Source organism: Pantoea sp. B9002 (assembly GCF_013385945.1).
In the GTDB taxonomy this organism is placed as follows: Bacteria; Pseudomonadota; Gammaproteobacteria; order Enterobacterales; family Enterobacteriaceae; genus Pantoea.
The window spans coordinates 1-6,151 of record NZ_JACAPA010000014.1; the positions used below are offsets into that span (position 1 = coordinate 1).

The 6,151-nt window shown below is 50.3% G+C and carries 6 protein-coding genes and 1 pseudogene; 6 read left to right on the forward strand and 1 reads right to left on the reverse strand.

The annotated features are described in order from the left end of the window. Positions 1-108 precede the first annotated feature (108 nt). The 3 genes and pseudogenes from HX773_RS26155 to HX773_RS10495 all read left to right on the forward strand — a co-directional run. Positions 109-438, forward strand: a pseudogene (locus tag HX773_RS26155) (DNA primase); the annotation flags it as partial. Between the two features lie 203 nt (positions 439-641). Then, complete coding sequence (locus tag HX773_RS10490; RefSeq protein ID WP_176971461.1) at positions 642-1,334, forward strand: hypothetical protein; 693 nt, start codon at positions 642-644, stop codon at positions 1,332-1,334. A 243-nt stretch (positions 1,335-1,577) separates the two neighbouring features. After that, entirely contained in the window at positions 1,578-2,432 is an 855-nt protein-coding gene (locus HX773_RS10495; protein ID WP_176971462.1) for a PA4780 family RIO1-like protein kinase, read from the forward strand. On the opposite strand, the gene HX773_RS10500 is transcribed toward HX773_RS10495, so the two are convergent. Next, the gene (locus tag HX773_RS10500; RefSeq protein ID WP_176971463.1) at positions 2,399-3,316 is read right to left on the reverse strand and encodes a LysR family transcriptional regulator; all 918 of its coding nucleotides are present in this window, start codon (positions 3,314-3,316) and stop codon (positions 2,399-2,401) included. The two genes, HX773_RS10495 and HX773_RS10500, sit on opposite strands and share 34 nt — an antisense overlap. 106 nt (positions 3,317-3,422) lie before the next feature. Between HX773_RS10500 and HX773_RS10505 the strand changes: the two genes are divergently transcribed. The 3 genes from HX773_RS10505 to HX773_RS10515 all read left to right on the forward strand — a co-directional run bounded on the left by HX773_RS10505 (position 3,423) and on the right by HX773_RS10515 (position 6,064). Further along, positions 3,423-4,742, forward strand: a complete 1,320-nt coding sequence (locus tag HX773_RS10505; protein WP_176971464.1) for a serine hydrolase — start codon at positions 3,423-3,425, stop codon at positions 4,740-4,742. A 182-nt stretch (positions 4,743-4,924) separates the two neighbouring features. Next, the gene (locus HX773_RS10510; RefSeq protein ID WP_008101580.1) at positions 4,925-5,281 is read left to right on the forward strand and encodes a hypothetical protein; all 357 of its coding nucleotides are present in this window, start codon (positions 4,925-4,927) and stop codon (positions 5,279-5,281) included. Between the two features lie 123 nt (positions 5,282-5,404). After that, on the forward strand, positions 5,405-6,064 hold the full coding sequence (locus HX773_RS10515) for an epoxyqueuosine reductase QueH (RefSeq protein ID WP_008101584.1): 660 nt from the start codon (positions 5,405-5,407) through the stop codon (positions 6,062-6,064). Positions 6,065-6,151: the final 87 nt, after the last annotated feature.

The following is a 6,151-nucleotide window of genomic DNA, read 5'->3' on the forward strand; positions in this document are numbered from 1 at the left end:
TCGGGGCTAAAATTGCGTCTGTTACGTCCGGTCATAATGTCACCTGTTTTGACTATGAGGTGATGATATCACCTCTATTCAGGTGGCCAAATTCAGTGTGCCACTACAAAAAGAAAAATCAGCGGAGAGCTTGCCGTTATCATGTGCCAGCTTATGCAGTATTTCAGCTTGCCACAGTACGCAAGAGTTACGCTTCAGTCCTGGCAAAATTCGGATGAAGCTATAGGCCTCAAACGAGACGTCGATTCAATAGTCGATTTTTGCGGGTACCTATATTAGGGGCCAACGCTAAAAAATTCGTAAAGTATGAAGATGTTTGGTTTGTCGCTTGAGAGCATCATGCGGGAGGGTGCGAATCACAACCTGAAGCGACGCACGAAGCTGGAGATGCACGGCAGCGACTGCCTGCCGAAATGTGATGATCCAATAGCAAGATGACTGACCAGAACCGGCGAAAGCCGTTTTTTTTGCGGCCATGCTTCACCAGCGGTGAACGATACAGCTCACCACTCATGAATTAATCATCACTTAATCCATTGTTTTTAATTGTAAAAAATATAAGGTGAACGTAGTGAAGGATAAATCCAAAAAAAACTTTTTTCACGTATTATGAAGTGATGATTTTCATCGAAGGGATTCAAATGGAAGCCACAAAAAAATTCATCTTAGATGGTTTAGCAGACTTTGGTTTAAGCGATTTACCAGGAAGGCCTTACGACAGTGCCTTTGAACTTTTAGCATCTCCTCCAGATCGAAAGCGCGTAATAATGATGGGATTCAATGGTTCCCTCGTAGATGCTCACATTACCAACGCGCAATCCATTGAGAAAGATTTCGAGTCCCCTACCATCTCAAATGTTCAGAACGGAATCGAAGGTGCCTGGGGAATAACTCACCTCGCGAAGAGGTTGCAACAAATCCCTGTTGGGCTTGGTTATGATTGGCAGGATGTCGTTTACACCAACGCTCTTATGATGTGTTCCCAAAATGCAGCATCCATACAAAAGGAAGCATTGAAGCAGAATCTAGCCGTTGAGCAACTGGTGAAAAACTCAATGGGTTTCTTTGAGAATGTAACGCTACACCTTTGCAACCCAGAGGTGATTATCGCTTACAGCAATGGGCTGACTTCACTGTCCGCCGCCAGTTTATTGCTCAAATATTTTGGCGAGGCTGGTACGTTGAAGTATTCCCATCCTAAAGGGTATTACACCACATACGCCTTTTATGCTAAATTCCACACCCACCGGGTTCCGGTTGTGTGTGTGCGGCATATGTCGAGGTTTAAACCTCATGAAGAGTATATTAAATCAGCTATTTCGCTGATGAGATAAGATGGTCCAATTTCGAGTTTTGACCTGTTACTTTCCTGAATTGGTATACGTTTAGGTATACGACGGAAACTTGAATTGAATAAAACATTTTATTTTCATAGGGTTATATTGCTATTTCAGACTCCGCCAGCCACCAAAATTCTCCATCGATGATTACCAGAGTCATTCGATGAAGTCCTAAGAGCCCGTATGGCGCAAGCCTTACGGGCTTTTTTGTATCTGGACTCTTTCAAGGCGACTCGCATGAAAATCCCAAACCGACTCCAGCCTCTCGTCGATGATGGCTTGGTAGATGAAGTACTACAAAGACTAAGAAGCGGCAAAGAAGCTGACGTTTATACCGTATTAACGGGCGGCAAAATCCAATGTGCCAAAGTGTACAAGGACGCCACACAACGAAGTTTCAAGCAGGCCGTGCATTATCAGGAAGGACGTAAAGTCCGTAACAGCCGCAATTCACGTGCGATGCAAAAAGGGTCGAAATTCGGGCGCAAGCAGCAAGAAGAGACCTGGCAAAGCGCGGAAGTTGATGCGTTATTCCGCCTGGCCAATGCCGGCGTGCGTGTCCCGCAGCCCTACATTTGCATCGACGGCGTATTGTTGATGGAGCTGGTCACAGACGCAGAAGGCCTGGTTGCGCCACGCCTGAGCGATGTGTTCCTGTCCGAAGAGAACGCCATAAAGGATTTCGATACCATGATCCGCAATATCGTGCGCATGCTGTGCGCCGGCATTGTTCATGGCGATCTGTCGGAATTCAACGTGCTGCAGGATGCCAACGGACCGGTCATTATCGACTTGCCACAAGCTGTCGATGCCGCGGCAAACAATCACGCGGAATCGATGTTTGAGCGCGATGTGAATAACATCACCGCCTATTACGGGCAATACGCTCCGCAGATTTTGAAAACGCGCTATGCGAAAGAGATCTGGCAGTTATATGAAGATGGAAAGCTGACGCCAGAAACGCCGCTCACCGGTCTCTTCGTCGAAGAGGTGCATGAAGTGGATATGAACTCATTGATGGATGAGATCATCGCCGCCGAAGATGAGTTCTACGATCGTCAGCGCGCTGCTAAAGAACGTGACGAGGAATAGATTCGGCTCCAGAGCTCAGGCAGGCTGGCGATAAACGCCTCGGCTATCGCGTGTTTATTGCCACCCGGATTCCACAACGTTACCAGCGTAACGTTCAATCCCTGATTGCCGACTTCGGTGCGCAACAGTTGCACGTTGCGCCACTGCTGAGCCTGAAAATGCGTCGGCAGAAATCCCCAGCCTGCGCCACTTTCCAGCAAATGCTGCAGGATGGCGCGATCGTTAACGAACAGGGATTTTCCAGAAATTTGCAGGCGTCGACTAATCTGTTCATCGTGGTGTGGATGCATCACCAACTGCGGAATCAGCGACAGATCAAGCAGCGTCACCGGCTGTGGTTGATCGCGAAATAGCGTGCGCGCGGCAAAAAAGTTAAGTTCGATGGTTCCCAGCGCCTGCCAATCCATCTCATTACCCAGCGTACGATGCTGCGCCTGGCAAATGGCAACATGCGCCTGGCCACTTTTGAGCGCCGCTTCAGCCTCATCGCGCGTACCGCTCCACGCATTAAAACGGATGTTCTTTTCAGCCATGTATTCAATCACAGCATGAAGAAAAGCGTGCGGAACGAAAGGATCGTAAACCAACACCAGTTCCTGCTCGATGGCTGCAGGCAATGCGCGCGCGTAGGATTCAAATGCCTGCGCCTGGCGCAGAAAAAGATGCGCCTGACGATGCAGCTGTTGGCCTTTCTCCGTCAGCAGCAACCTGCGCCCTTCCCGTAAAAACAGCGTGTAACCCAACGCATCTTCAAGGTAATCCAGCAAGTCACGTACCGTGGTGCGATCCTTCCCCAGCAATAGGGCGGCTTTCGAGACGCTGCCGGTTTCAGCAATGGTGGCAAAGGCTTCAATTTGCGAAAAAGAGTAGCGCAACGCGCTCATAACAGACTCCAGAATTGAGAGGGTTTTTCCCCCATTAAGTGATTTTATCAGGGGATTAACCATTCATATACTGCTGCGTATTCACTCCTCAAGCGCAGAGCAAAAAATGAATAAACGTCTTTTACAACCCATTCTGATGGCCGCATCGCTGAGCGCGATCGCCCTTTCCTTCGCATCGCACTCCTACGCGGCGGAAACACAGGATTGCGGCGGCGTAATGCTGCAATCTTGTCCGCAGCCATTTGATAAAAAGCTGCCGGATCCGCACCAGATGCTGAGCTGGAGCCAGGCCGGTCGCGTGGTGGGATTCCGCAATGATTACCGCAACTATGCAGGCGATGTATTTCATCATGGCGTATCAACGCCACTAAAAGCCGCCAGTAAGCCGCTAATCAATGCCTCTTACACCTTTCACGGCAAACGCTATTCGTTGGCCGACTACCTGAAACGGGAAAATGTCAGCGGTATGCTGGTGCTGAAAAACGGGCAAATTGCCTATAAGTATCTCGGAGAAGGCAATACCGACCAGACATTATGGACGTCCCGTTCAGTGGGCAAATCGGTGGTTTCCACGCTGGTTGGCATCGCCATCAAGCAAGGTAAAATCCATTCGCTTGACGATCGCGTCACAGATTACGAGCCGGATCTCAAAGGCACCGCCTGGGATGGCGTCACGCTGAAGCAATTGATCCAGCACACTTCCGGTGTCGCCTGGAACGAGGATTACACCAATCCCAACTCTGACTTTGCCCATCTGACGCAGTGTGAAGCGCGCCCTGGCACCTATGATTGCGTGCGCAATATCATCAAACAACTGCATCGCGCACATCCGGCGGGAGAAACCTGGTCGTACTCATCCGGCGGTGCGTGGTTGCTCGGCGATGTGCTGGAGAAAGCCACCGGCATGTCAATCGCTTCCTGGCTGGAGCAAACCATCTGGAAGCCTTACGGCATGGCCAGCGATGGCGTATGGCATGCTTATGCCAAAGGCCAGCACGATGTGGGCGCACACGGTTTTAACGCCACGCTGGAAGATTGGGGCCGCTTTGGTTTGTTCATCATGAATAATGGTCGTTTGCCAGATGGTCAGCAGATGTTGCCCGATCATTGGCTGGATGATGCATCCAACTGGACGCAGGCGCGCAACTCGGTCTCAGCCGCTCATCCCGACGGCTCTTACGGCTATCAATGGTGGAACAACGCGGTTGCCGCCAATGCGCAGCATGTCGCTCCCACCGCCGATAAATCGTTGAAAAATTCACTGTGGGGGCTGGGAATTTATGGTCAGGTGATTATGGTGAACCGTGCTGAAAACCTGGTGATCGTGCAATGGTCAACCTGGCCGGAAGCCGAACCGAAGATGAATGCTCAGCCACTTGAAGCCGCTCTCATGTACAGCTCGATTGCGCAGCAGCTGGCAGATTAATACTGCAGAGCCACCGCTCAGGTGGCTCTAATCCTTTCCTGCAACAACCTAAAATGCTATCTACTGGTGATTTTCCCAGCGAAACTAGACCTTTTTCATTCCTGGTTTATTCTTAAATCTTTCCATCCCGGCCTATGCCAGGATGATTACCTGAGACGACATATTTCATGAAAGAGGGAATTATGAAAAAGACCATTATTGCACTGTCAGCCATTCTGATGGCATCTTCGGCTTTTGCCGCGACCACACATGCAACTGATGAAACTGTCGCTAACGCGCAGGCCGGTGCGAACACCGCCAAAGAAAAACTGCATCAGGCGCAGAACGAAGGTAAAGAGCAGCAGCTCAAAGCCAAGCATGCCGCAGAAGGTAAAAGCGACAGCATGACCAGCAAAGCCAGCGAAGGTACGCAGAAAGCCTGGAACAAAACCAAAGAAGGTTCTGAGAAAGGTTGGGATGCCACCAAAGAAGGCACGCAGAAGGGCTGGAATAAAACCAAAGAAGGTGCCAGCGATCTGAAAAAGAAAGTGACTGAATAACTTTCTTCGCTCAATCCAGAGGCCGCGTTTGCGGCCTTTTTTATTGCCTGTTTTTCCTCAACTTTGCATCTTCAGCGCTATCCCCTTAGACTTTACGCAACACTCCATTAACCAATAAAGCTTATGTCTGACACCTTTACCCGCCAGCCGCTGCCCTTACCCAACGGTCACAATAAAGTGCTGTTGCACTCTTGCTGTGCGCCCTGTTCGGGCGAAGTGATGGAAGCGATGCTGGCTTCCGGCATCGATTACACCATCTTCTTCTACAACCCAAACATTCATCCGCTGAAAGAGTACGAGCTGCGTAAAGAGGAGAACATCCGCTTCGCCGAGCAGTTTGGCGTGCCCTTTGTTGATGCCGATTACGACAAAGACAATTGGTTTGAGCGGGCGCGTGGTATGGAGTGGGAACCGGAACGTGGCGTGCGCTGCACCATGTGTTTCGACATGCGCTTTGAACGCACCGCGCTGTATGCACATGAAAACGGCTTCCCGGTGATCACCAGTTCACTCGGTATTTCGCGCTGGAAGAATATGCAGCAGATCAACGACTGCGGCGTGCGCGCAGCGGCGCATTATCCCGATATGCTTTATTGGGAGTTCAACTGGCGGAAAGGTGGCGGTTCGTCACGCATGATTGAGATCAGCAAGCGCGAACGTTTTTATCAGCAGGAGTATTGCGGCTGCATTTATTCGCTGCGCGACAGCAATCGCCATCGTGTCGCCAGCGGCCGCGAGCGTATTGAGATTGGCGTGCAGTATTACCAGCCAGACGAAGAGTAAAGAAAAGGGCAGGAAATCCTGCCCTAATGCTCGTCAGTTAAGACATGAAACCCCTAATTACCGTGAGCACACATTGTAGCGGCGCAA